This is a genomic window from Prochlorococcus sp. MIT2302 (assembly GCF_059772385.1).
This window is the reverse complement of the sequence record NZ_CM186285.1, coordinates 1,297,402-1,321,755: the sequence shown is the minus strand read 5'-3', so window position 1 is coordinate 1,321,755 and position 24,354 is coordinate 1,297,402. Positions and strand designations below refer to the sequence as shown.

At 36.0% G+C, this 24,354-nt stretch carries 20 protein-coding genes; 4 read left to right on the top strand and 16 right to left on the bottom strand.

Annotated elements, in window-relative coordinates:
• Positions 1-10 precede the first annotated feature (10 nt).
• Both AC6EI2_RS07550 and acnB read right to left on the bottom strand, forming a co-directional pair.
• On the bottom strand, positions 11-1,372 hold the full coding sequence (locus tag AC6EI2_RS07550) for a ClC family H(+)/Cl(-) exchange transporter (protein ID WP_498461736.1): 1,362 nt from the start codon (positions 1,370-1,372) through the stop codon (positions 11-13).
• A 10-nt stretch (positions 1,373-1,382) separates the two neighbouring features.
• Complete coding sequence (acnB, locus tag AC6EI2_RS07545) at positions 1,383-3,983, bottom strand: bifunctional aconitate hydratase 2/2-methylisocitrate dehydratase (protein ID WP_498461735.1); 2,601 nt, start codon at positions 3,981-3,983, stop codon at positions 1,383-1,385.
• A 153-nt stretch (positions 3,984-4,136) separates the two neighbouring features.
• Here acnB and AC6EI2_RS07540 point away from each other — a divergent pair, with 153 nt between their 5' ends.
• Positions 4,137-5,207 carry a 3-deoxy-7-phosphoheptulonate synthase gene (locus AC6EI2_RS07540; protein WP_498461734.1) on the top strand — a complete coding sequence of 357 codons (1,071 nt, stop codon included), beginning with the start codon at positions 4,137-4,139 and terminating at the stop codon, positions 5,205-5,207.
• Between the two features lie 12 nt (positions 5,208-5,219).
• Here AC6EI2_RS07540 and AC6EI2_RS07535 read toward each other — a convergent pair whose 3' ends face one another.
• From AC6EI2_RS07535 to AC6EI2_RS07520, 4 genes are all read right to left on the bottom strand, one after another.
• Positions 5,220-5,873 (bottom strand): diacylglycerol/polyprenol kinase family protein, encoded by a 654-nt coding sequence (locus tag AC6EI2_RS07535; protein WP_498461733.1) that lies wholly within the window; start codon positions 5,871-5,873, stop codon positions 5,220-5,222.
• A 3-nt stretch (positions 5,874-5,876) separates the two neighbouring features.
• Positions 5,877-6,899, bottom strand: a complete 1,023-nt coding sequence (locus AC6EI2_RS07530) for an RpoD/SigA family RNA polymerase sigma factor (protein ID WP_498461732.1) — start codon at positions 6,897-6,899, stop codon at positions 5,877-5,879.
• A 154-nt stretch (positions 6,900-7,053) separates the two neighbouring features.
• A complete protein-coding gene (gene ppk1 / locus AC6EI2_RS07525) occupies positions 7,054-9,183 on the bottom strand; it encodes a polyphosphate kinase 1 (protein ID WP_498461731.1) in 2,130 nt (709 codons plus the stop codon).
• A gap of 60 nt (positions 9,184-9,243) precedes the next feature.
• On the bottom strand, positions 9,244-10,488 hold the full coding sequence (locus tag AC6EI2_RS07520; RefSeq protein WP_498461730.1) for an MFS transporter: 1,245 nt from the start codon (positions 10,486-10,488) through the stop codon (positions 9,244-9,246).
• 46 nt (positions 10,489-10,534) lie between these two features.
• Between AC6EI2_RS07520 and AC6EI2_RS07515 the strand changes: the two genes are divergently transcribed.
• Positions 10,535-11,029: a GNAT family protein gene (locus tag AC6EI2_RS07515; protein ID WP_498461729.1), complete on the top strand. Its 495-nt coding sequence runs from the start codon at positions 10,535-10,537 to the stop codon at positions 11,027-11,029.
• A 21-nt stretch (positions 11,030-11,050) separates the two neighbouring features.
• Here AC6EI2_RS07515 and AC6EI2_RS07510 read toward each other — a convergent pair whose 3' ends face one another.
• Positions 11,051-12,106 (bottom strand): anthranilate phosphoribosyltransferase family protein, encoded by a 1,056-nt coding sequence (locus AC6EI2_RS07510; RefSeq protein ID WP_498461728.1) that lies wholly within the window; start codon positions 12,104-12,106, stop codon positions 11,051-11,053.
• 215 nt (positions 12,107-12,321) lie between these two features.
• On the opposite strand from AC6EI2_RS07510, the gene AC6EI2_RS07505 reads away from it, so the two are divergent.
• Entirely contained in the window at positions 12,322-13,134 is an 813-nt protein-coding gene (locus AC6EI2_RS07505) for a CbiX/SirB N-terminal domain-containing protein (protein WP_498461727.1), read from the top strand.
• Positions 13,131-13,916 carry a uroporphyrinogen-III C-methyltransferase gene (cobA, locus tag AC6EI2_RS07500; protein WP_498461726.1) on the top strand — a complete coding sequence of 262 codons (786 nt, stop codon included), beginning with the start codon at positions 13,131-13,133 and terminating at the stop codon, positions 13,914-13,916. Before AC6EI2_RS07505 ends, cobA begins: the two co-directional genes overlap by 4 nt.
• A 16-nt stretch (positions 13,917-13,932) precedes the next feature.
• Here the strand turns inward: cobA and AC6EI2_RS07495 are convergent, their stop codons facing one another.
• The 9 genes from AC6EI2_RS07495 to speE all read right to left on the bottom strand — a co-directional run bounded on the left by AC6EI2_RS07495 (position 13,933) and on the right by speE (position 24,344).
• A complete protein-coding gene (locus tag AC6EI2_RS07495) occupies positions 13,933-14,763 on the bottom strand; it encodes an aminotransferase class IV (RefSeq protein ID WP_498461725.1) in 831 nt (276 codons plus the stop codon).
• On the bottom strand, positions 14,760-16,100 hold the full coding sequence (locus tag AC6EI2_RS07490) for an anthranilate synthase component I family protein (RefSeq protein WP_498461724.1): 1,341 nt from the start codon (positions 16,098-16,100) through the stop codon (positions 14,760-14,762). The genes AC6EI2_RS07495 and AC6EI2_RS07490 overlap by 4 nt, the downstream gene beginning before the upstream one ends.
• Positions 16,100-16,777: a 7-cyano-7-deazaguanine synthase QueC gene (gene queC / locus AC6EI2_RS07485; protein WP_498461723.1), complete on the bottom strand. Its 678-nt coding sequence runs from the start codon at positions 16,775-16,777 to the stop codon at positions 16,100-16,102. The genes AC6EI2_RS07490 and queC overlap by 1 nt, the downstream gene beginning before the upstream one ends.
• 12 nt (positions 16,778-16,789) lie before the next feature.
• Complete coding sequence (locus AC6EI2_RS07480) at positions 16,790-17,431, bottom strand: 7-carboxy-7-deazaguanine synthase QueE (protein WP_498461722.1); 642 nt, start codon at positions 17,429-17,431, stop codon at positions 16,790-16,792.
• Positions 17,432-19,099 (bottom strand): CTP synthase, encoded by a 1,668-nt coding sequence (gene pyrG / locus AC6EI2_RS07475; protein ID WP_498461721.1) that lies wholly within the window; start codon positions 19,097-19,099, stop codon positions 17,432-17,434.
• Between the two features lie 103 nt (positions 19,100-19,202).
• A complete protein-coding gene (gene aspS / locus AC6EI2_RS07470) occupies positions 19,203-21,023 on the bottom strand; it encodes an aspartate--tRNA ligase (RefSeq protein WP_498461720.1) in 1,821 nt (606 codons plus the stop codon).
• Between the two features lie 74 nt (positions 21,024-21,097).
• Positions 21,098-22,216: a glycine cleavage system aminomethyltransferase GcvT gene (gene gcvT / locus AC6EI2_RS07465; RefSeq protein WP_498461719.1), complete on the bottom strand. Its 1,119-nt coding sequence runs from the start codon at positions 22,214-22,216 to the stop codon at positions 21,098-21,100.
• A gap of 365 nt (positions 22,217-22,581) precedes the next feature.
• Positions 22,582-23,481: an agmatinase gene (gene speB, locus AC6EI2_RS07460; RefSeq protein WP_498461718.1), complete on the bottom strand. Its 900-nt coding sequence runs from the start codon at positions 23,479-23,481 to the stop codon at positions 22,582-22,584.
• Positions 23,478-24,344 (bottom strand): polyamine aminopropyltransferase, encoded by an 867-nt coding sequence (gene speE, locus AC6EI2_RS07455; RefSeq protein ID WP_498461717.1) that lies wholly within the window; start codon positions 24,342-24,344, stop codon positions 23,478-23,480. The genes speB and speE overlap by 4 nt, the downstream gene beginning before the upstream one ends.
• Positions 24,345-24,354 lie beyond the last annotated feature (10 nt).

Genomic DNA, 24,354 nt, shown 5'->3' with positions numbered 1-24,354 from the left:
AATTTGAAAACTACTTTATCAACTCTTCTTGTTCAATTGTAATCTGTCTTTCATAAATTGAATGTTCATTAAATATTCTGGCAGTTAAAAAGCTAGCTATACATGTAATTAATAATGGCTTGAGTATTAAAAGATTTTTAGTTAATGCGAAAGCTAAAAACATTGCTGTTAAGGGGGTTCTTGAGCATCCAGCTACGAATCCGCCCATTCCTGCAAAAATAAAAGTTGTTGGCACATGCCCCGTTAATGTTTCTAATACTATGCCACTGGCCAATCCTATTGATCCTCCTAGGGTGAGCATTGGATAAAACAAACCACCTGGCGCCCCAGAGGCAGCTGCTAAACCAGACGCAAAAAATAAAACTAAAAATATGCTTATTGCAAGCATAAAACTATTACTTTCATTAACAATAATTTTTTGTAATCCTTCGATATTATGAAAACTTTCTGGAAGTATTGAATACATTGAGCCAAGTAATAATCCAGATAAGCACATTCTTTGAACAGTTTTATTTTTAAACCATTTGTTTCCTAGTAGTTGCATTCTTAAAACGTATTGGCAATACATTTCTGCAAGGAATCCAAGTAAAACTCCTAAAAATATTAGGTATAAAAAATCTATCGGAAAGAATTTGATTACTGGTGTATAAGCTCTTTCTAATTGAAAACCTAAATTATTAATGAATCCACCAGCTTTTTGATCTAGTCCAATCGCTTGCAAAATATCAGCGCAACTATCGGCCCAGAATGTTGTTATTACTACAAGTAAGAGAACTACCGGTCTGGCTGAATTTAGAAGTTCCTCAATTGCATAGATAAAGCCTCCAATAGGTGCGCTAAAAATAGCAGCAATTCCAGCTCCTCCTCCAGCTGCAACTATGACTCTTCGAAATGAAATAGGGGCTTTTAGCCATTTGGCCATTTTCCAGGCGACAGATCCTCCCATTTGTACTGCTGGGCCTTCTGGTCCTAGTGGGAATCCACTGCCGATAGCAATTATTCCAGTAAATAGTTTTACAACACCAACTCTTAATCCCATAGGGACTGGCTTATGGCGAAGAAACGCAATGATGTGACTTACTCCTGCTCCTTTAGCAGCAGGGGCAAAATTTTGAATGATTGATCCAGCGATTAATCCTCCTAATCCTCCTAAAATTGGTAAAACTATCCATCTAGGTAAATATCCAAGAAGATTTGATCGATAATTTTCTAACGCATGGATTCCAGTTTTAAATAATATTCCAGTTAACGCCGCTCCCAACCCTGTAAGAATTAGAGCAAGAATTACATTTAGCCATTTCTTCTGAAGAAGTCTTTTGATACTTTGAGTTGATTTTTTTGGTATTGGATTTTGACTTTTACTTTTGATCATTTAACTCAATTTATGTTTTTAAAATGGATGCCTCTTCTTCTTTTGTTATTACACGACCGTCATCGACAAAGTTTGGTATTTCATTAAAGTTTAAGTATCTGTATATTTCGTCAGTTAAAGGAGAAACTTTTTTGGAAGCTATTTCAAGATATTCATCTGTGCTTGGGATATGACCTAATAATGCGCAAACTGCAGCCAGTTCGGCACTTCCTAGGAACACCTGAGCTCCTTTTCCTAATCTGTTGTTGAAATTCCTTGTACTTGTTGAGAAAACAGTTGCATTATCTTCTACACGAGCTTGATTGCCCATACATAGAGAACAACCAGGCATTTCCATTCTGCTTCCAGCTTTTTCAAATATCTCGTAGTATCCTTCTTTTTTTAGAATTTCTTCGTCCATTCTTGTTGGCGGACATACCCATAATCGTGCTGATATCTTTCCTTCACCTTCAAGAATTTTTGCAGCAGCTCGATAATGCCCAATATTTGTCATGCATGAACCAATAAAAACTTCTTGAATGGGAGTGTCTGCGACTTCGCTTAAAAGTTTGACGTTATCGGGATCATTAGGACATGCTAAAACAGGTTCTTTGAGTTCATTCAAGTTTATATCGATGATTTCTGAGTATTGAGCATTTGAGTCGGCTGATAGTAAATATGGTTTTTTCAACCAATCTTCCATGTCTTTAATCCTTCTATTTATCGTTCTTGCGTCTTTATATCCTCTGGCAATCATATTTTTCAGTAAAACAATATTGCTATTTAAATATTCACTGATTGTTGATTCAGAGAGTTGAATAGTACATCCAGCACAAGATCTTTCTGCACTTGCATCCGTTAACTCAAAGGCTTGTTCTAATTTTAGATTCGGTAGACCTTCAATTTCTAATATTTTTCCATTAAATACATTAACTTTGTTCGCTTTTTCCACGGTCAGAAGACCTTCTTGTATCGCCATCCATGGAATGGCATTAACTACATCTCTTAAAGTCACGCCAGTTTGTAAAGACCCTTTAAAACGAACAAGAACTGACTCCGGCATATCTATTGGCATAGAACCAATTGCTGCAGCAAATGCGACGACTCCAGAACCTCCTGGAAATGAAATTCCTAATGGGAATCGAGTATGACTATCGCCACCTGTCCCAACTGTGTCCGGTAAAAGCATCCTATTTAGCCAACTATGGATAATTCCATCACCGGGTTTTAATGCTATTCCTCCTCTCTCAGCAAAAAAATCAGGGAGTTCTTTTTGAGTTTTGATATCAACGGGTTTGGGATATGCAGCGGTATGACAAAAACTCTGCATAACTAAATCAGCAGAAAATCCTAAACATGCTAATTCTTTCATTTCATCTCTAGTCATTGGACCAGTAGTATCTTGACTACCAACTGTTGTCATTATTGGTTCACAACTTGCGCCAGGGAGTACACCCGCTAAACCGCAAGCTTTTCCAACCATTTTTTGAGCTTGTGTAAACCCATGCTTTGATGCAGCTGGCTGGCCAGGACGAATAAAAAGACTGGAGGGAGAAAGTTTTAATTTTGCTCTAACTTTGTCTGTTAGAGCTCTTCCAATCATTAAAGGAATACGCCCACCTGCTCTCACTTCATCAGTAATGGTTTGTGGTTTTAAATCAAATTTTGATAAAAGTTCCCCTCCATTTGTTTCATCCTGATTTTTTCTAACTTCGCCTTTGTAAGGAAAAATAGTGATGACATCTCCTGTATTGAATTTGCTTACATCACATTCAATTGGAAGTGCACCTGAATCTTCAGCAGTATTGAAAAAAATTGGAGCAATTTTGCCTCCTATTACAACCCCACCCCCTCGTTTGTTTGGTACGAAGGGTATGTTTTGTCCTGTATGCCAAAGGACTGAGTTTATTGCTGATTTTCGTGAGCTTCCTGTTCCAACCACATCGCCAACATATGCAATAGCATGCCCTTTCTTCTTTAATTTTTTAATAGTGTTTAAACCATTTGGATCACGAGTTTCAAGCATTGCTAGGGCATGTAAAGGAATATCCGGTCTGGTCGTGGCATGAGTCGCGGGAGAGAGGTCGTCTGTGTTCGTTTCTCCTTCAACTTTAAATACTGTGACAGTTATTTCTTCAGCTAAAGGTTGTTTATTAGTGAACCATTCTCCATTCGACCAGCTATTTATAACTTTTTTTGCATAAATATTTTTTTTTGCTAATTCATAAATGTCGTTTAAAGCATCATAAACTAAAAGAGTATTACTTAATCCATCACATGCTGAAGCTGCTAATTCTTTATTATTAGATTTGAGTATTTCAATTAATGCAGCTACATTATATCCACCAATCATCGTACCTAAAAGTTCAGTTGCTTTTAAAGGACTTACTAATGGACTTTTGGATTCTTCTTGAGCAATTGAACTAAGCCATGTGGCTTTGACATAAGAGGCTTGATCAACTCCCGGGGGAATTCGATTAGTAAGAAGATCAAGTAAGAAGTTGTGATCGATTTCTTTGTCTGGCTTTTCTAATAACTCTGTTAAAGCCTGAGTCTGTTTTGCATCTAAAGGAAGCGGAGGGATCCCTAATGCTTCTCTTTCTGCAACATGTGATAAATAATTTTTTAGCATTGTTAAATCTCAATAAAGAATGTATTTGAGTGATAGCCTCTTGTTTTCATTGTTCACAACTGCATGTTTCTTGAACAATCATTCAGATAATGCAACTTATTACCCCCCTATGACTGATACTTCTCTAATCTTATATCTATGATCACGCTTTAAATGTCCACCTCATCATATTTTTCAATGGTGGATAGCACCTCTGACCTTAACGTGGTCGAGACTCGTCCATTAATGTCACCAGCATTACTGCATAGAGATTTGCCTTTGGATAAGGCTGCCTCTGAAATAGTTTCTATTACTCGCAAAAAGATTCAATCAATTCTTAATGGTATTGATCATAGAATTTTGGTGATTGTTGGACCATGCTCCGTTCATGATGTTGATGCGGCTATTGAATATGCAAATCGTTTAGTTCCATTAAGGGAAAAATATAAGCAGAAGTTAGAAATTGTCATGCGTGTTTATTTTGAGAAACCTCGAACAACTGTTGGTTGGAAAGGACTTATTAATGATCCCCATCTTGATGATTCTTATGATATTAATACTGGCTTGAGAAAAGCAAGAGGTTTATTGCTTGATTTAGCCAAAAAAGGAATGCCTGCAGCAACAGAATTACTTGATCCAGTTGTTCCTCAATATATTGCTGATTTAATTAGTTGGACTGCTATCGGAGCAAGAACGACAGAGAGTCAGACTCATCGTGAAATGGCCTCTGGATTATCAATGCCAGTTGGTTACAAGAATGGTACCGATGGGACAGCAACAATAGCGATTAATGCAATGCAAGCGGCTTCAAAACCTCATCATTTTTTAGGAATTAATAATGATGGTCACGCTTCGATCGTGAGCACAACAGGCAATCCAGATGGTCATCTTGTTCTAAGAGGTGGTAAAAATGGAACTAATTATCATCTTGAGGCAATTAATTTAATTGTAGAGGAATTGACAAAATCTAAGATGCCTGGAAGAGTGATGGTTGATTGTAGTCATGGCAATTCAAATAAAGACTTTCGTAGACAATCAGAAGTTTTACGTGATGTTGCATCACAATTAAAAGCTGGATCAAAGAATGTAATGGGCGTAATGATTGAAAGTCATCTCGTTGAGGGTAATCAGAAATTAAATCCAGATTTGTCAAAACTTACTTATGGACAAAGTGTTACTGATGCATGCATAAACTTTTCCACAACTGAGGTTTTATTAGAGGAATTAGCTGAATCAGTCAAATAAATTTGGTGTTTTTTATATTCCTATGAACCATATCCCTATACAAGTTACTCCAATAGGAACAGTTAAATTATCAATACCCCAAGGACTTATTTGTTCTAAAAAAGTTGCTATTAGCGAAATGACTACTATTTCTAAAGGCTGGATGCCTAAATTATTCAGTGAAAAAATAATTGATGTCGTTATAGCTACTACTGTTCCCATGGTTAATGTTCCGATAATCGATTTTGTTTGACCAAGTATTGACCATTTTGGAGAGTTAATAGATCTACCGATTAAACCTGCTAATCCATCGCCAAAAGCCATTGATAGTACCCCAATGGAAATAGAAGATGCATAGCGAGGCCAGAACAGTAACATCAATAGTGTAATGCTGATACCATATGCAACTGTTCCAAAACTTTTTCTGTCGATATCCTCAATAGCTGGTAATAAACGATATTGGTAATTAATACCTAAGGCTATTGTGATTAATAATGCAGTGAGGAAAGCTATATTTTTTGGAATATCAAATAACCAGGCTAAAAGAATGACTGGCCCAGTTCCAATATGAATAATTTTTCTACTTAATTCTTCTTTTTTAGGAAAAAATCTTTTACATAAATATGCAATCAATAAAATTATAATTATCCATAACGCAATAACAAAAATAGCTATTTGAATAGGCAATGGTTAGGCAGCGTTTTGACGAGTAGTCATTACTCTTAATTTTAAAATTGCTTTTGCTTCAAGTTGTCTTACACGCTCTCTAGACACATTGATTTGTCTTCCAATTTCAGCAAGAGTAAGTGGCTCTTCTCCATCAAGGCCAAAGCGAAGTCTCATTATTTTTTGCTCTCTTTCATTTAATTGAGATAACCATCCTCCAAGGTGTTCTTTTTGAATACTTCTATCCATCCCTTCCATGGGCTCATCAGAATTTGGGTCGGGAATTAATTCACCTAGAGTACTACGATCCTCTTCGCCTCTAGCATGAGCATCAAGAGACGCACATGGCGCGCTTTGCGACACAAGATCTTCTAAGTCTTGAGGTTCGATTCCCATTGCGTTTGCTAGCTCAAGTCGATTTGGCTGCCTACCAAATCGATGAGATAATTCACGCGATATACGGCGCATTTTTGAGAGTTTTTCGCTGATATGAATTGGTAGTCGAATAGTTCTAGCACTGTTATCAATTGCACGAGTCATACCTTGTCTTATCCACCAGTATGCATAGGTTGAGAATTTATAACCCATTGCAGGATCAAATTTATCAACAGCTCTTTCTAATCCAATTGCACCTTCTTGAACTAAATCAAGTAACTCTAAACCTTGATTTTGATATTTTTTTGCAACACTTACAACGAGTCTCAGATTTGCAGCCATCATGCGATCTCTTGCCCGCTTACCCATTTTTATTTTGTACTTTTGACGGGTAGTGCGTTGTTCAACGGGAAGGTTCAACAAATCTTTCATTTGTTGAACATGATGAGCAAGTTCAATTTCTTCTGCAGGAGTCAGAAGTGGGACTCTTCCAATACTTGTGAGATAGAAACCTATTGCATCAGTTGCTAGACGATTTCTTTGCCTTCTAGAACTTCGAGATTTTTGACTACTAACAGTTGATGTAGATAGTTTTTGATTTTTGCTTGCCGAATTAGGATTCTCTGATGAAACGTCAGAAACCTCCTTGGCAGATTCCAGCGGGATCCCCATCACCCTGGCCTCTTGAAATTAGATTTATTAAAAAGGTAGCACTTATAAGGAGAAGTTGACTAATTGAAACGAAAAATTTATGACTTTTTGCCTAATTAGGTATAAAGCGCATCCAAAAAATAGATTAAATATTTTTCGAAAACCTTTGAAATTTTTAAGTTTCTTCTTTTTTGTATAGCTTAATAATTTTTTCTTGAATATATTTTTTCTTGTCATTCAAAATTTGATTTTTGGCGTAGCTACCATCACTTTGCATATTCCAAGAGTCTTGATTTGCTTCTAAATAAGAATCTAATAAATGTTTAATTTCTCTTTTAATTTTATTGTCTTCAATAGGTGTAACTGCTTCAACTCTTCGATCTAAATTACGCCTCATCCAATCTGCACTGCCAATAAATACCTCTGCATCTCCATCGTTGTTAAACCAGAAGACTCTTGAATGCTCTAAATATCTACCAATAATGCTTATTACTGATATGTTTTCGCTTAACCCTTTCTTCTGGGGATATAGGCAACACATACCCCTAATGATAAGTTCAATTTTGACTCCTTCTTGAGATGCTACGTAAAGAAGTTTTATAATATCTGGATCTACCAGGGAATTCATTTTGGCGATTATCCTCGCCGGTAAGCCATTTTTTGCATGATTGATTTCTCTTTCGATTAGTTTTTCTATTCCATTTCTAAGAGTTACCGGTGCAACTAATAATTTTCTGTAGGATTGTTGTTTAGCAAATCCAGTCAGATAATTAAATAGCTCAATGAGATCTTGACCAAGCTCCGGTTGACAAGACAGCAAGCCAAAATCTGTATATGTTTTAGAAGTTTTTGAATTATAATTCCCAGTTCCAATATGAAAGTATGTTCGTAATCTGTTTTTTTCTTTTCTGATGATCAAAGCGATTTTTGTATGAGTTTTTAGTCCAATAACTCCATAGACAACATGAACTCCAGCTTGCTCTAATTGTTTTGCCCATTGGATATTATTATCTTCATCAAACCTTGCTTTTAGTTCAACGAGAGCCATGACTTGCTTTCCTTTCTCAGCAGCTCTTATTAGTGCATCAATAATTAAAGAGTCTTTGGAAATTCTATACAAAGTCATTTTGATTCCCATGACTTGATTATCTTCCGCAGCTTGATTTATAAACTCTTCGACTGATGTCGAGAAAAGATTGTATGGGTGATGAACTAGTAAATCGTTACGGCGAATGATTGAGAATATACTTTTAAAATTACTTTTCTTTCTAGTGTCTAATTCTTCTTGTTCTCGCAACTGACTATGTTTGAGTGAATTATGAGTAATCCCTTGATGCTCTTTAAATTTTAATTTAGGAAGATTGAAAGTTGTTAATTCTATTAATTCATCTAATGCTAAGAATCCCTCAATTTGATATAAATTTTCCTTGTCAATATTCATCCCTTCTTGTAAAAGATCAAGAATAAGTGTTGGCGTATTTGTGGAGACTTCTAGCCTCACAACTTCACCTCCTTTGCGACGCTTGCGTAAACCTTCTTCCAGCGCGCTCATTAAATCATCAGCTTCAATGTCGCGCAGCTCTAGATCTGCGTCTCTCGTAACGCGAAAGAACGAATATTCTTTAACACCCATTCCAGGGAAAAGCATGGATAGGTTATTTGCAATGATTTCTTCAATGGCAATTCCTGTGTATTTTGTTGATTCATTATCATGAAGTTCAATTGGAATACTTATAAATCTAGAAATACTCTCCCTAGGAATTTTAATGCGCGTAAATTGTTCTTTATCTAATTCACTATCGATGATAATTGCAGCTAAATTTAAACTAAGATTACTTATAAACGGGAATGGATGAGAGGGGTCAACTGCCAAGGGAGTTAAGATCGGAAAAATTGCAGTTGTAAAATAATTATCTATCCAAGCCTTTTGCCTTTTATTTAATTCATTGTATTCAAGCACAAATATATTATTTTTTTTAAAATCTTCTTTTATATATTGTTTTGTTTTATATTGTTGTGTCTTTAAAATAGGGTCTAAATAGTTACGAATTTCAAAAAGTTGTTCTTCAGGAGATTTTCCGTCTTGGCTTTTTTTTGAGATTCCACCTTCTACTTGTGATTTTAACGAAGCAACTCTAACCATAAAAAACTCATCTAAATTATTGCTAAAGATTGAACTGAATTTAATTTTTTCTAGTAATGGCGTTTCTTCATCCATCGCAAGTTCTAAAACACGTTTATTAAAATCAATCCAACTCAGTTCACGATTTATATAATTTTCATTATTGATTTTTAGACTAGTCATATATTCAACAGGTTTATTCTATTTTTAGCTGTTATTTTAATATCTTGATCATCTATTAGTCTAGGAGATTGCTTGTTGCTTGTTAAGACTTCTTCCCGAGATTAAAAACATAACAATTAATAGAAGCAAAATAGTACCGAAGAATGGACTCCTTGGTCCAAAAAGATCATATGAGCGTCCAGCTGCTATCGCCCCAAGAAAAGTTCCTAGACTTTGTAATCCTTGCAGATTGCCTAATACTGCTCCTTGTCCTATTGAACTTAATCTTCTCGAGATTAGTGCTCGTAAACTAGGAGTTACTAGTCCGGTTCCCATTGCAAGTATTGCGACGCCGCTAAATACAAGAGGAATTGAAGTGTCTATATTTGCGAGAGTTAAAAGAATACATCCAGTCATTACAAAGCCAATACCAGTAAAAGTTAATCTCGATTCCCCAAATTTTTTCACAAGTGGACCAATTAGTCCTCCTTGTACAATCATTGCTATGACCCCAACGACAATGAAAGCGGCACTACATAATTCAGGACTCCATTCAAATTTCTCTTTTAAATAAAGGACTAAAACAGCTGTAAAACCATTGAATGCCATAAAGAAAATAAAAAATGAGAAACAAAGTCTTCTAGCTAAGGGATTTTTAAATACAATTAATATTTGACTAATTGGGTTTAAATCTCTTTTTCTTGGTAAAAGATTTCTTTTATTTTTAGGTAGTGTTTCTGGTAAAAATAAAATTACAAAAATCAAATTAAATATTGCAAATCCGCTTGCCACCCATACTGGTAAAGTTACGCTAAATTTGGCTAGAGCCGTACCTAATCCTGGCCCTAGAATAAATCCTAAGCCAAACGCTACCCCTATCAAACCAAAGGTTTTTGCCCGATTTTCTGGAGTTGAAATATCTGCAAGTATTGTAGTAGCAGTAGCTGCTGTACCACCACTTATACCATCAATCATTCTTGCTAAAAATAGCAAAGATAATGGCAAAATTGAGGCCCATAAAGGTAAATAATTATCCCAATTTAGGCTTACAGTTATTGCAAATAAACATATTCCGATTACTGAACCTGAGACACATGTGATCATTATTGGCTTACGACCAAAACGATCACTCATAGCACCAATCAATGGTGCTGCAGCAAACTGAGATATTGCATAAGTACCAGTTAGAAAACCAAGAGTCGTCGCGCTTGTCGTGAATTGTTCTAATAAAAAAGGTAATAAAGGTAAAACAATAGTTTCACCTAAGCGATCATCTAGAAGTGTTATGAAAGCTCCTAAAAGGGTGGGAATCTTTAGCCTTCTCAAAGCAAATAGCTCATAATTTATTCACCCTCTCATACTGTCAGTGAATTTGACATCTTTAAATAAGCACAGTCTAAATCGATATCTGCGACCTTGTGAGAGTTCCGATGAAATAGCTCTAAGAGAAGTTTATGAGGATGCTATTCGAACTTGTGATAAATCCTTATATAGTCAAAAACAGATTGATGCATGGTCTTCCTTGGCTTTTCTCCCTGGGATTTTAGATAAACCTCTTAGAGAGGGAGTTGGTTGGGTGAGTTGTGTTAATAAGACGATTGAAGCATTTGCTTTGAGATATCCCAGTAATCGCTTGGCATTGCTTTATTGCCGAGGGCGTTCGTCACGACAAGGTCACGCTACAGCTTTATTAAATCAAATTGAGGAAGATACGCTTAAAGATAGACCAATAACTTTAAAAACAGAGGCAAGTTTATGTAGTTATCAAATGCTTTTACGTCATGGATGGATAATTATTGCTCCTGAGGAAATTAAAATAGGTGGTGTTCATTTTTCTCGTTATATAATGGAAAAAACTTTCCATTAAATTTTTTTTTAATAGTCCTTATTAATCAATGTTTTGTTGTCTCCAATTAATTAATTTTTCTAAGTACTTTAAAGCAAATCTTGATTTGATTACTTCTTTTGCTTTATTAATTCCCTCTTTAATATCGGAGCTTAAACCTGCATAAAAAAAGTAAATACCAGCATTCCACTCTAATGCTTTAATTAATGGGCCCTCACCATTAAGAGCTTGGAAAGCAAATCTCTGCCAGTCTTCGATGTTGGTCCATTCAAGATCTTGTCCTGAATATTCAAAGTCTTTGGGATGAAAAACTGCCTTAGTTCCATTTTGATTTTTATACTGACCAATTGTTGATGAACGACTTATTGAAAGATCGACCCCACCCTCAAGTCCTTTAACAGTAATTATGTTTTCTTCATCCATAAGCTTAAGTGTTTTCCAGTGCCTTTCTTCAGTAGGAGAATGAACATAGCCACTTATGTGTAGATGCTTTCCTTGATGACATGTCCAGATTAATTCCATACTAGCTAGCGGAGGTCGTTTACCTATTTGATCTCTATAAGGTATTAAATTTTCAGCTAGTGGAAAATGATCTGGCTGATGAATTAAAGCAAGTTCGTTATGGTCGAAAAAACTTTGCAGTTGAGAAATTGATAGACCAGTTAAATTTAATCCTAAGGCTTGAAAGAGTTCGTTATGAGTAACGCCGTATTTCACAGGCATACGAGAACCACCATGCAAAATAACAGGCTGTTTTTGCGTTAGTAATAGTAAGGTTGTTAGAGGATATAGAGGTGCAGTTTTTTTTCGACCATCAAAAGGCATCCCAAAAAATATGGGCTGACGTTGATTACTGGGTGATTGAATTTTTGGTCCTAGTTCTATATAGGCATCAATCATCCCGGCTAATTCTTCCGGGATAGGACGTCTAATTCTATGTGCAATCATGAACCCACCAATTTGTGCTGCACTTGCCTCTTCTTTCAGCATCAGTTTGATAGCTGCTTTAGTTTCTCCACGAGTTAGACTTTTTCCTGTAAATTGCCCACTCCCTATTTTTCCTAAATAAGTTTTAAATTCTTCGTATTTATATGACATTCGTGTGTTTGTTTTGAAAGTTTAGTTTTGTATGCAAGTTCGTTGCGTTGAGTATTTTTTAATTTTATCTAAATCTAAAACAAGATTATCGCTTTGATTGATCAGTCTCAATTGGTCTCAATTTTTTTTAGTATTATTTACCATTTTTCTTCAATGCTCCAAGTTTTTTGATTTTTGAGCATTTTCCAAACTTCTTGCACTGCGAATAGGTCTCGATGAAAAGTACTTTTAAATCTTTTTCTTCTTTGGTTCTTGATAATATCCCAACGAGGACTCACTCCTCAAATGAAACTATTAGTTCTGAAGCGCCTAAGGTTTGTCATGATTTGGCATTTGATGAGTCAACTGGAATTAGTAATTCATTTACAGGTATTAGTGAAGGGTTGTCTTTGTTACCGAACAGAACTGATCTGAGGACTCATCATCATTTACATTTACTTGTGCATGGCTCTAAAGGTGGGGAAATTCATTCATCTCTCATTTCCATAATAGAACAATTAAAAAAATACAAGAATAGATCTGTTTCTATAGAGGCTTTGACTCAAGAGGTTCCACCTAAAGTTGAGATTGATAATAAATCAATGTTATTGGTTCCTCTGTTTTTGTTACCCGGTACTCATGTCTGTAATGACGTTCCAAAAATAGTCAAACGTTTTCAGGACAATGGTATAGATATTAAATTGTTTCCTTTTTTAGGTTCTTTTCATCCATGGCTATCGTTAATAGGTGATTGGATAAATAATCATAGTTCTTTGGATAAACCTGCATTGATTCATCATCCTGTTTCTTCAGAGACCTCTAGTGTTTTCCTAAAATCATTGGAAAATGTTTTAGAAACTCCACTATATTCATGGATCAGATGGAACCAAGATATTTTGTATGGTGAAAAGAATTATTTTCCTATTCCTTATTTTTTAACCCCAAATAAAAATGTCGAAATTGATAGTAAAGGAAAACAGCTCAAATCTTTGCTTGAAATTGAAATGATTCATCGAGGTCTTATAAATATCCTAGGAAACTTGCCATGACCATTGAGCAGCTTGGTACTGTTTATCTTGTGGGAGCAGGGCCTGGCGACCCTGATTTGTTAACAGTTAAAGCACAAAGATTAATTAGGCAATGTGATGCTCTTGTATACGACTCTTTAGTTCCAGTTGAGTTGCTTAACTTAGTATCTGCAAAGTGCCAACTTCACTCAGTTGGGAAGAGACGTGGTCATCATTCAGTTCCTCAAAGAAAAACGAATGATATTCTTTTTGATTTAGCAAAGAGTTGTTCTTGCATAGTCCGATTAAAAGGAGGTGATCCATTCTTATTCGGTAGAGGTGCGGAAGAAGCTGCCTATCTTGCTAAAAAAGGTGTGCCAGTTCAAGTTGTACCTGGAGTTACATCTGGCATCGCTGCTCCAGCTTATTTAGGTATACCTATTACTCATAGGCTGGCTGGATCTTCAGTAACTTTTGTGACTGGACATGAAGGAATTGATAAAAAGCGTCCAGCAGTTGATTGGCGCTCTCTAGCTCAATCCAGTGATGGATTAGTCATATATATGGGTGTTTATAATTTAAAGTTTATCTCTACAGAGTTAATTGCTGGGGGAATGAATCCAACCACACCTGCAGCAGTGATTCAGCAGGGAACTGTTGTTGGTCAACGCTTCATAAAATCATCATTAGAGAATCTTTTTGATAGAGTAGAAGCCGAAAATTTTATCTCTCCCTCTATCGTTGTCATAGGATCTGTTGTTGATTTCCAAGTAGAGGCTTGTTCTCCTCCACCTGCTGATGTTACGTTCCCAATTCCAATCTAGCTAAAAGCGACAATCACTATGTAGATTCCAATAGGTTTAGCCAAAAGTCTTTAGAGTTTGTTTTGACTCTCAACTTTTTTTTATTTATCTGTTTAATTGGACGACAACTCAAACTATTAATTAAAAACCATTCATCATTATCTTGAGGTGTGGCCTCAATGATATTCTCTTTTATCATATTTAAATCAATTCCTCGTTGACGCATTATGCCAGGTAGACAACCACTATTAGATGGTGGAGTCAACCAATTATTTTCTCTTTTTACTAATATATTTGCTGTGGTGGCGCAACATATTTCACCTTGACTATTTAATAATATTGCATCATTAAAGCCTGCATTTTTTGCTTCTAAGCGTGCTTGAATTCCTTGGCTATAAGAAAATGTTTTACAATAACTTAAACGGCTAAAAGAATTTCTTCTTTCAGTTTGACTAATCATTGTAGATATAGATTCAAAATTTGGTTGATAAGAATCCAACTCCAACCAAAAACTATGATGACTTGTTTGACTAATCTCAATTCCACGTTGTTTAGATTCTCCTCTAGTCCAATTAATACGAATGACTCCATTGATGTTATTTAATTGTGCTCGATTAATGCCATCTTCAATGAGTGAAATCAACCATTCTTTGGATGGTGGTGAATTCATTTCTAAGATACTTGCACTTTTTTCCCATCTATCTAAATGCTGATCTAAAAGCTGTGGCTCTCCATTCAAAATTAAAATCGTTTCAAAGATACCATCCGCAAAGTTCAGTCCTCGATCATTAATTGGGACTTTTAAATCATTGAAGTTTCCCCAGTGACCATTAATCCAGCCTAATTTTTTGCTTTTATTTTCATTCATGTTAATGCTTTTAAAAGTGGCATTAATTTCCAATTCATTTCTTCAGCTTCTTTTTGACTATTTGAATCTGCAACAATTCCACACCCAGCATGAGCAGTGATAGAGGATTCTTTAATCATTAAGGATCTAATGAGAATATTACTATCAAAGATTCCATCCCAATTGATATTTAATATTGATCCACAATAAGGACCTCTCGCTGTTGGCTCAAGTTCATATAATCTTTTACACGCCCTAAGCTTGGGTGCTCCTGTTATTGACCCACCTGGCCAGCAGGCTTCAAGCAAGTCAACCCAATTTTTATTTGTATTTAGTATACCTTTAACTACTGAGGTTAGATGATGTACTTGAGAATAGCTCTCTAAAACTAGTAGATGAGGGACATTAATTGAACCAGGCTGGCATACTCTTCCAAGATCATTTCTGAGCAGATCTACAATCATTATATTTTCCGCACGATCTTTTGTGCTGCAAATAAGCTCTGCTGCCCAATCAGCATCTTTTTTGGGATCCCTATCTCTTGGTCTAGTTCCTTTTATTGGTCTTGTCTCTACTTCTCCATTGGGTAAAGCTTTCAGAAATCTTTCTGGCGAAGTTGATACAATAGCTTCCCCTTTTGCCATTTGATCTCCGATAATTACCCCAGAGAATGGAGCAGGAGAATTTTTTTTAAGTTTTAAATATACGTCTATGGGACGCATGGATGTTGGTAGTAATGCTCGGCAAGAAGTGGTTAGATTAGCTTGAAAAATATCACCGTTAGCAATCCATTTTTTTATCTCATCAACTCTTTCAGAATATTCTTGACTTGTTAACTTCCATTCCCAAGATTCTAATGGTATTCTGTCTATTTTTTTTGTTAGTTTTTTGACCTCATTCACAGATTTGGAAAGCTTGTGATGGAATGTATTTTTTAGAAAATTTTCCATAATGGATAGTCGTTTTTCCTCTGTACCTTCTAGCCATAGTTCTTTCTTTTGCAGATCAAATTTCAAAATAGGGTCATGTGAAGCTATCCATAAAGTTGCCATAGAGCTTGTTTTCCATGGATTTTGTGGCTCTGTCCATGATGCCGCTTCATAACTTAACCAGCCAGTCCAGTGACCTGAGGGTAGCTCTCGTAAAATATTGAAAGGATTAGTATTTTTTTTTGATATTTCTAATTTTCTACAGCAAAACTGCTCTATGGGATTTACTCCTAAGGTAACCCATCGACCTAAATCACTGCCATCACCATCCAGCCATATGAAGCCCTCCTCTCCCCATTCTTGAATCAATTTATAAGCTACCAGCTCAGGTGATTCCCATTTACAAAGTAGTCGTTTTATATTATTCACTAGATATTTTGACTGCAAAGATCTTTACGACCTATTTCTTGTAATGCCTGATCTCTAATACGGCAACTATCACAGTGACCACATGGTTTGATTTCACCTTTATAGCAACTCCATGTTTTTTCAATAGGAATTTTTAAGCGCAATGCTTCTTGAAAGATTTTTGTTTTTTTCCAGTCTAATAGGGGGGCCCAAAGTGTTATGCCTTTTCCTTCTCTTCCCACTTTGCTGGATAAGTTCGCAAGTTCTTGATATGCGTTTAAATAGTCAGGTCTACAGTCAGGATATCCAGAATAATCCATTGCATTTATTCCTAATGCTATTCGATTAGCTCCACGTGCTTCTGCAAGACTCAATCCTATAGCAACAAAAATAGTATTTCTCCCAGGGACGTAAGTATTTGGAATAATGTTTTTTTGAATGCCTTTTGTGGGAATTTGTTGTGATTTGTCGGTTAAGGAAGATCCACCCCATGATGATAAATCAATCTTTATTGTTATATGATCTTCAAGATTTAAATCGTTAGCTAAAGTATCTGCCGCTCGTAATTCTCTCAAGTGTCGTTGACCATAATCAAATGATAAGCCAATAACTTTTTGTCCAGCTTCTATCGCGATACCAGCAGCTGTGGCCGAATCAATTCCTCCTGATAGCAATGCAACCGTAGTCTGTTCAGTCATTTTTATCAATAGTTAGAGCACACCTAGCCATTTGTGAGTTTGCATGCTTAACCTCCAATCGGGATTATGTTTTACATACTTGATAGCCAATTCTTGTCCTACTTCATTATCCCACCCTGCTTGTAAAAATAATTGGGGATTTACCTCTCCATTGCTTTTGATTAAGTTAGATATCTTTCTAGCAAAGTTAATATCTTCCTCGTTCTGGATAACAATTTTTAATTCTTGGCATGATAAAAGCGTATCAAGACGCGGAGGATAATGACGTTTGGGTGATAATGTAACCCAGTCTGGGTTGCCACTGAGCTCGTCTACACCACTAGTTTCTAAATGAATTGGTATTGATCTATTCTCTTTATTGAGTGTAGATTTTCTAATTTCTTTGCATAGTTGATCTAAATTATGATGCAATGGCTCACCTCCAGTGATGACAACAAAAGCCGCACCCTCTTTTTGGGCTTTGGCTGCGCCAATTGATAAATCTATCAGACTTCGTTGTGGATGAAGTTCTGAATTCCATGAATGTTTCGTATCACACCAAGGACATCCAACCTTGCAACTAGCTAATCTGATAAAGTAAGCACTTCTACCCGCATGTTTTCCTTCTCCTTGTAGAGAATGAAAACATTCCACTACTGGTAGAGATGGTTCCATTTATTTTTGTTCTAGTGATTCTTTTTCAATAACTTTTGCTTTTGGATTGAATGCCTCACTTGGTGAGGATGGTACGCGCATTTGTGCTGCTTGAATTAACCCACCAAATAAAGGGTGTGGTTTCCCTGGTCTGGAGAGAAATTCTGGATGATATTGACATGCAATAAAAAATGGGTGATTTTTTAATTCAATAAGCTCCACTAATCGACCATCAGGTGAAGTACCACTAATTACATATCCAGATTCCATTAGGAGAGTCCTATATGAATTATTGAACTCATAACGATGTCTATGCCTTTCGTAAACAACTTCTTCGTTATATAAATTTTGCCCTGTTGTGTTTGATTGCAGTCTGCAAGGATATACACCTAATCTCATTGTTCCTCCAAGATCAACCACGTCTTGTTGTTCTGGAAGTAAATGAATTACAGGATGTTTTGAATTTGGATTGAGTTCAGCGCTAGATGCATCTTCTAAGCCAGCTATATTCCTAGCCCATTCAATCACAGCACATTGCATTCCTAAGCAAAGGCCAAGGAAAGGTACCCTTTGCTCTCTTGCCCATCTGATAGCAGCTATTTTCCCATTTACACCACGGTTGCCAAAGCCTCCCGGAACGACAATTGCGTCCATTCCATGAAGTAGTTTTTCTGCTCCCTCTGATTCGATGTTTTCTGCATTGATCCAATGAAGATCTAAGGATGCATCTTGCGATATACATGCATGGCGTAATGCTTCGACTACTGATAAGTAGGCATCATTTAATTGGACATATTTACCTACTAATGCAACTTTGACAGATGGGCCAGGATTGCGCAATTTATGGACTAATCGTTCCCAGTCTTTTAAATCACTTTCATGGTCATTCAGATCCAAACAATCTAATACCTCCTTACAAAGCCCCTCATCTTTGAGCGCTAATGGTACTGAGTAAATACTGTCAGCATCAAGGGATGCTATTACTGCATTAGAGTTAACTCCACAGAAACCCCCTATTTTATTTTTTAAATCATCATTAATTGGCCTATCACTGCGACAAACTAAAATATCTGGCTGAATGCCAATTGAACGTAGTTCTTTTACTGAGTGCTGTGTTGGCTTTGTTTTAATCTCTCCAGACGTACCTATGTAAGGCAATAATGTGACGTGAACATAAACTATATCGTTTCTTTTTACATCCCCTTTGAATTCTCTGATTGCCTCAAGAAAAGGTAGTGATTCAATATCTCCAACTGTTCCTCCAATTTCCGATATCACTACATCTGCACCACTATTGTCTGCTACACGTTTAATTCTTTCGCGAATTTCACGAGTGATATGTGGGATGACTTGAACTGTTCTTCCGTCGTAGTCACCTCTTCTTTCTTTATTTATGACAGCTTGATAAATAGAACCTGTCGTGACACTGTTTAGTCTTGACATTGCAGTATCTGTAAACCGCTCATAATGCCCGAGATCTAAATCAGTTTCAGCTCCGTCTTCAGTTACAAAAACTTCTCCATGTTGAAAAGGGCTCATTGTGCCCGGATCAACATTTAAATATGGGTCAAGCTTCAAAATTGAAACGCTATACCCTTTTGATTTAAGTAGTCTGCCAAGACTTGCGGCAACAATTCCTTTGCCAATGCTTGAAACCACACCACCAGTGACGAAAACAAATTTTGCCATTTACTTTTCAATCATTCTTTAAGCTACCTTGATCTTGGTAAACGCCAAGAAATTTACATATTTTCTCTTTAGGATAGTGTTTTTATAGTTAATTTCTATCAATTCAATCAGGATCTATCCAAGTAGAAGCTATATAGAGGTCTTCTAATTGCTTGTTTTCCACGTTCGCAGGGGCTTTAGCCATGGAACAACGAGCTTGTTGTGTTTTTGGAAAAGCAATAGTATCTCTAATTGAATCTTCATTTGATAAGAGCATAACTATTCTGTCCAGTCCAAATGCAATCCCACCATGTGGAGGGGCACCCATTGAGAGCGCATCAATTAAAAAACCAAATTGCTCTTCTACTTCATTTCTAGATAGACCAATTACTTCTAGTACGGTTTTTTGAAGTTCTGAGTTGTGAATTCTTAAAGATCCTCCACCAATTTCTAATCCATTAAGAACTAGATCATACGCTTGAGCATTTGAATTGGGTAATTTGTCTTTCCATAAGCTTTCTGATACACCAATATCTTCAGGCTTAGGAGCGCAGAAAGGATGATGAATTGCTTCAAGACGATTTTCATCAGAATTGAATTCAAACATAGGAAAATCAGTTACCCAAAGAAAATTCCATTGTGGTTTTAAACCGTTGTCGGAAATGATTTTTAGATCTTGAGCTATAAATTGACGAACTCTATCTAAGGTTCTATGAACAATATTTGTGGGTCCTGCACCAAAAAGGATTAAATCACCAGCTTTCGCTTGGGTTTTTGATAGGAGTTCTTTTATCTGTGAAGTAGTTAAATTTTCTTTTATGGCTCCAATAGTATCGACTTCTTCATTATCTCTAACTCTAATAAAGGCTAACCCTCCAGCGCCAGCCTTTTGGGCTTCGCTAAAAATATCTCCACCTGGTTTTATTCTTACATTACTAATTAAATTATTTCCATCCTCAATGGTGATGCATTTAACGCATCCACCTGAAGAAATAGCATTTGAAAAAACTTTAAATCCACTTTTAGAAAATAAATCACTTGTGTTAACAAGTTCCATTCCATATCGAGTATCAGGCCTGTCAGTTCCAAACCGATCGATAGCCTCTTGCCAAGTCATCCTTGGAAATGGAGTTGGGAGATCAATTCCTTTGATTTTTTTCCAGATGTTTACAATTAACCTCTCATTTAAATCAATTATTTCTGTTTCCTCCATAAAACTCATTTCAATATCTAATTGCGTAAATTCTGGTTGCCTGTCTGCGCGTAAATCCTCATCACGAAAACAGCGTGCGATTTGGTAATAACGTTCAATGCCACCAACCATCAATAATTGTTTGAATAATTGTGGTGATTGCGGCAAAGCAAAAAATTCGCCACCGCATACTCTTGAGGGGACCAAATAATCCCTTGCTCCTTCAGGAGTTGATCGAGTCAAAATAGGTGTTTCAACTTCTATAAATCCTTCGTTTTCAAGAAAACTTCTAGCCGCTTTGACTGTGTTATGTCTTAATTGAAGATTTGTATTCATTCTCTCTCTTCTGAGATCCAAATATCTATGCTTCAGCCTGATTTCTTCTTTAACGTTCTCTTCATCATGAATTGAAACTGAGAAGGGGAGTGTCTTAGTAACAGCATTCAGAATTTTAATAGTGTCAGCTAAGACTTCTACTTCACCGGTTGGTATTTTTGTATTAATAGCTTCTTCAGGTCTTGCTCTAACTAATCCATTGATTTGAAGAACAGTCTCATTTCTTAGACTTTCAGCGATGCTAAAAAGATTTTGGCCTTGATCTGGATCTACTGTTATTTGAATCGTTCCAGAGCGGTCTCTTAGATCAATAAAAATCACCCCGCCATGATCCCTCCTGCGATCAACCCAACCACATAGTTGAACATTTGCGCCAATTGCGGAAGCTCGTAGTTCTCCACAAGTCTTATTGCGCATGAAATTCTTAATACTCATAAATAATGAGTTTCCCACAAAGAACGGCTTTTATGCACAACACAGTTTCTACTTGCTCAAAAACCTTTTCTGTAGAAAGGTCTTTTTACGATTATTGCAGGATGTTTATTCCCTCTGATTTCTATTTCTAATTTATTATTTGTTTTTGCAATTTCGCTAGGCACATAAGCAAGAGCTATAGGTTCTTTCAATGTTGGAGACCAAGTTCCGCTAGTAATTTGCCCAACAGTTTCGTTGTGGTACAAAACTGGATATCCTTTTCTTGCGATTCCTTTATCCTGCACCTTAATACCAACAAGTTTTTTTTCTGTTCCATTTTCGGCTTGTTTTTCTAGAGCTTGTCTGCCTATAAAATCATGAGGCATTTCTAAATGTACTAACCAACCCAAACCAGCTTCAAAGGGAGTGGTATCTAAGTTGATATCGTTGCCATATAGATGCATAGAAGCTTCTAATCGAAGTGTATCTCTTGCTCCAAGCCCGCATGGAGTAACTCCAGATGCGATTAGATTCTTCCAGATGGATTGTGCTGTTTCTGGCGATGACAAAAATTCCAAACCTTCCTCTCCTGTATATCCAGTTCGTGCAATAAAAATTGAGTCATTTACGTTAATTAAATTGGAATTAGAAATAATAGTTTTGTGCCCAAAGCGTGGTAAATCCGATAAAGACTCTTTAAGAATTTCCTCAAATGTACGGATTGATTGTGGACCTTGGATGGCAATTAATGCACCGTCAGGCATGAATTCGGATATTGTGATTTCTTTGATTGAAAGATTTAAATTTAACCATTCAATGTCTGATTCTTTTCTTGCGGCATTAATAACTAAAAGTATGCTTTCTTCATTTGTGTCTAAAATTCCTTGATCATAAATGATTAGATCGTCTTGAATTCCTCCATTTTCTTTTAAAAAAACTGTGTAACACGCTTCACCCGGTCCTATTCGAAACACGTCAGAAGGAACTAAATTTTGTAATGAGCTCTTAATATTTTTACCTTTTATTTGCACAACACCCATATGAGATATGTCGAACATTCCAACATTTTTTCTTACTGCATTGTGTTCTTCTATTAGCCCAGAAAAACTAACAGGCATTTCCCAATTTGCAAATGGGACCATTCTAGCCCCTAATTTTTGGCATTCTTCGTAAAGAGGAGTTTGCAGTAATTTCATTTTTTGCTGAACGTTGAAAGAAATTCACTAGTTAGAACGTGAACCCTTAAGAATTTCTAGAACTAAATTTAATGCTTTGTGGCTCGATCCGAAAAGTTTTACTACTCTATGAGTCTTGGGTTAAGACTTGATGACTCTAAAAAGATCTTGTATGAGCTGCAATCAGTGTGTTTCAAGTCATTTTGATTCATTCTCATGGTGCAAACTTAGAAAGATAAAAATACATTCTGAGATATCTTCATTTGTTTCTTGTGGTCATTGGATAAAAAAAGAACCTTATTTCCTAAAGATTTCTGAAAGATCTGTCGATCAACAACTCGATTTCGAAAAGGTCTTAGTTGAATGAGAATTTAAATTTAAATTTTTTAGGATGATTTGTCCAATAACATAATTAATGAACGTATAACTTTTGCAGCAAGGATACTACTAATACCACTGTTATCTAATTTGGGAGATAATTCGACTACATCTGCACCAATTAAGTTATGAGACTTAATCACATCTATTATTGATGCAAAATCTTCCCAGAAATAGCCTCCTGGCTCAGGAGTTCCTGTCCCTGGCATAATAGATGGATCAAACCAATCTAAATCAAAAGTTAAATAGATTGGGGTTCCTTTAAAACTTTTTAGAGCCTCTTCTAAAGATTTTCCATTCCCTCCTAAAGTATGAGGAATTAATCTTTTAGTATTATTCATTTCAATAAATTCTGATTTTGTTCCACTTCTTATTCCTATTTGAAAAATCTTCTTGCTAGGTAGTATTTCTAAACATCTTTTCATAGTACATGCATGACTAAATTTACTACCTAACCATTCATTTCTAAGGTCTGCATGAGCATCTAATTGAATCATTATTAATTCAGGATAATTAGTAATGATTGATTTAATAACCCCACTTGTTATTGAATGTTCTCCACCAATAATAAGCGGCTTTAAATTATTTTTAAGCAATATGTCTGTAGCATCTCTTATATAATTTAGTGTTAACTTTGCATCTCCAATGGGAACATCCAATGATCCTACGTCAGCGAAGTTTATATCCTCTAAATCTAAGTTTAATTGCGGACAATATGTTTCAATTCCATAACTATCTTCCCTGACGGCAGAAGGACCAAATCTTGCACCAGGCCTAAAGCAACAAGTCCCATCATAAGGAACTCCTAAAAGCGACACTCTGCATTGATCGATGCCTCTTTGTGCACCCATAAATATTGCACCATCATTATTAAATAGTGATAGATCTTTGAGATTATATTTGGTCATATTTTTGTTAGCTCCCTTTCTATGAATGCAGGGATAGTGTTGAATGCTCCTTTTTGCCATCGCTCACTCCAAATCTGACAATTTTCGGAAATTTCTGCTACTCGACTTTTTCTTGGATGCATATACTTTGGCTTCTCCATAGATGCAAATGTCCAGCTCCATAAACCGCTTGGGTACATGGATACAGATCCATACATTGGATCTGCGAAGTCAAAAATTTCACGAAGAACTTTGACAATATTTATATGAATTTGCTGAAAAGATTCGGGGGATTCACTTTGTGTTGCCAAAACCCCTCCTGGTTTAAGTATTCGTTTGCAATCTTTTAGAAAAGAATTGCTGAATAATTCTTTGGATGGTCCAATAGGATCTGCTCCATCAATAACAATCACATCATATGAATTCTCTTTTGTATTTTTTACCCAATCAATACCATTCTTGATTTGTAAATTTAATCTTGAATCAGACCATGCATTGCTTCCAATAGTTGGTAAATACTTTTGACTTAATTCAATAACTCTTATATCGATTTCAATTAAATCGATAGATTTAACATCTTTATATTTTAAACATTCTCTTGCACTACCCCCATCACCTCCTCCGATAATTAAAATATTATCTATTTGTTTAGAACAACACATGGCAGGATGAATAAGACATTCGTGATAATACTTTTCAGACTTTTCTGCAGTCATCCAACAATCATCAAGTAATAGTGCTGTCCCATATCTTTTACTTTCATATATGGTAATCTTTTGAAAAGGACTTGACTCTTCTAGTATTACTTTTCCCTGTAGTCCATATCTAACGCCTTGATGATATTCGTCAAGCCACTCTGAACTTTTTTTTAGTTTGTCGTTCATAATTACTATA

Excerpts from the sequence above, each read along its gene's own strand:
- AC6EI2_RS07550 (WP_498461736.1), bottom strand. The coding sequence starts at position 1,372 with ATGATCAAAAGTAAAAGTCAAAATCCAATACCAAAAAAATCAACTCAA.
- acnB (WP_498461735.1), bottom strand. The coding sequence starts at position 3,983 with ATGCTAAAAAATTATTTATCACATGTTGCAGAAAGAGAAGCATTAGGG.
- AC6EI2_RS07540 (WP_498461734.1), top strand. The coding sequence starts at position 4,137 with ATGTCCACCTCATCATATTTTTCAATGGTGGATAGCACCTCTGACCTT.
- AC6EI2_RS07530 (WP_498461732.1), bottom strand. The coding sequence starts at position 6,899 with ATGGGGATCCCGCTGGAATCTGCCAAGGAGGTTTCTGACGTTTCATCA.
- ppk1 (WP_498461731.1), bottom strand. The coding sequence starts at position 9,183 with ATGACTAGTCTAAAAATCAATAATGAAAATTATATAAATCGTGAACTG.
- AC6EI2_RS07510 (WP_498461728.1), bottom strand. The coding sequence starts at position 12,106 with ATGTCATATAAATACGAAGAATTTAAAACTTATTTAGGAAAAATAGGG.
- AC6EI2_RS07505 (WP_498461727.1), top strand. The coding sequence starts at position 12,322 with ATGAAAAGTACTTTTAAATCTTTTTCTTCTTTGGTTCTTGATAATATC.
- cobA (WP_498461726.1), top strand. The coding sequence starts at position 13,131 with ATGACCATTGAGCAGCTTGGTACTGTTTATCTTGTGGGAGCAGGGCCT.
- AC6EI2_RS07495 (WP_498461725.1), bottom strand. The coding sequence starts at position 14,763 with ATGAATGAAAATAAAAGCAAAAAATTAGGCTGGATTAATGGTCACTGG.
- queC (WP_498461723.1), bottom strand. The coding sequence starts at position 16,777 with ATGACTGAACAGACTACGGTTGCATTGCTATCAGGAGGAATTGATTCG.
- AC6EI2_RS07480 (WP_498461722.1), bottom strand. The coding sequence starts at position 17,431 with ATGGAACCATCTCTACCAGTAGTGGAATGTTTTCATTCTCTACAAGGA.
- pyrG (WP_498461721.1), bottom strand. The coding sequence starts at position 19,099 with ATGGCAAAATTTGTTTTCGTCACTGGTGGTGTGGTTTCAAGCATTGGC.
- aspS (WP_498461720.1), bottom strand. The coding sequence starts at position 21,023 with ATGCGCAATAAGACTTGTGGAGAACTACGAGCTTCCGCAATTGGCGCA.
- gcvT (WP_498461719.1), bottom strand. The coding sequence starts at position 22,216 with ATGAAATTACTGCAAACTCCTCTTTACGAAGAATGCCAAAAATTAGGG.
- speB (WP_498461718.1), bottom strand. The coding sequence starts at position 23,481 with ATGACCAAATATAATCTCAAAGATCTATCACTATTTAATAATGATGGT.
- speE (WP_498461717.1), bottom strand. The coding sequence starts at position 24,344 with ATGAACGACAAACTAAAAAAAAGTTCAGAGTGGCTTGACGAATATCAT.